Source organism: Mesorhizobium sp. M7A.F.Ca.US.007.01.2.1, from assembly GCF_003998165.1.
GTDB classification, from domain to species: domain Bacteria; phylum Pseudomonadota; class Alphaproteobacteria; order Rhizobiales; family Rhizobiaceae; genus Mesorhizobium; species Mesorhizobium ciceri.
Genome location: NZ_RZQP01000482.1, coordinates 1 through 1269, shown reverse-complemented (window position 1 = coordinate 1269; position 1269 = coordinate 1). Strand labels below are relative to the sequence as shown.

The following is a 1269-nucleotide window of genomic DNA, read 5'->3' as shown; positions in this document are numbered from 1 at the left end:
CACCGCCTCGAAATCGAGCGAAGTCTCGTCCTCGAGTGCTGCGTCGACCGGAAGAAGGTAGTTGCTGCCTGAAACCTGCAACCCGTGGCCGGCGTAGAAAAAAAGGGCGATATCGGCGCCGCGCACCTGCTTTGCGAATTGCGCAATCGTCGTCTGGGTCTGCAATTTGGTCAGATCGAAGCCGGAAACGACTTCAAAGTCCAGATTCTCGAGGCGTTCGGCCATGGCGTGGGCGTCGCGTACCGGATTGGTCAGCGCCGGCGCATGCTCATATTGGGAGTTGCCAAGGACCAACGCAACACGGCGTTCAGCACTGGCGGCCGACAAAGTCAAAAGCAGTGCCAGCGCTACAAGCGCAATGGCGCCCACAAGTCCACCGCAATGGCCGATACGATCAAAACCCACCCGGGACAACAGGGCGTCCCTCAGTTGACGAGCTTAGTGGCGGAAAACTCGATCCGCCGATTGAGCGCCTTGTTCTTCGGCGTGTCGTTGTCGGCAACCGGGCGCTCCTCGCCATAGCCAGTCGCCGCGATCTGGGTGCGCGGAATGCCAGCGGCAACTATGGCGTCGGCAACCGCCTGGGCCCTTCGCTCCGACAGGCGCTTGTTCTCGATGGGCGACCCGTCGGAATCGGTGTGTCCAGAAACCTCGACCTTCAGGCCCGGGCACTTGCCCACGACGCCGACGACCTCAGCAAGCAGCGGCCGGCTTTGGCTATCGAGCCGCGCGCTCGCCGTTCTAAAGTAGATGGCTCCGGTGCGCGACAGCACCGCGAACCTGTTGAGGCACTCCTCGTCGCTGAAGCTGGTCTTCGCCGCATCGGTGGTGACAGGCCCGACATCGGCAGTGCTCGCCGCAACCGGTTGGACAACAGCCGGCTTGCTGCCGTCAGCGACGAAAACGAAATCGAATGAAACCGATGCCGTGGGAACAATATTGGTCACGTTGGCCGCCTGCTGGAGTTTATCCACGTTCGGCAGCAATCCGAAGTCTTCCACATGCACGGCGACAGGAGCCTCCGAAGCGACCGACACCATGGTGTCGCTGATCATGGTGACCACGATGTTGGCTTGAAGATCCTTGTCGACCCCGTGCAGGCTGAGACGGAACGGAAGAACCGCCTTCACACGTCGCTTGGTCGCCAGGTCGGCAAATGCGGCGGGATCTACCTTCGCGGTCAGTTCGGCGGAGGGAAACTTGAATGTCTCGAAGAAAAGGAACCGCATGCGGACGTTGCGAAGGTCAACCCCTGTATCGACCGAATTG

2 protein-coding genes are annotated in these 1269 nt (G+C 60.8%); both read right to left on the bottom strand.

The genetic code is table 11. The annotated features are described in order from the left end of the window. Positions 1–405: caspase family protein (locus EN949_RS35330; RefSeq protein WP_245472585.1), on the bottom strand; the 405-nt coding region annotated here is incomplete at its 3' end. A 20-nt stretch (positions 406–425) separates the two neighbouring features. After that, on the bottom strand, positions 426–1269 hold an 844-nt coding region (locus EN949_RS35325; RefSeq protein WP_127371987.1), incomplete at its 5' end, for an OmpA family protein.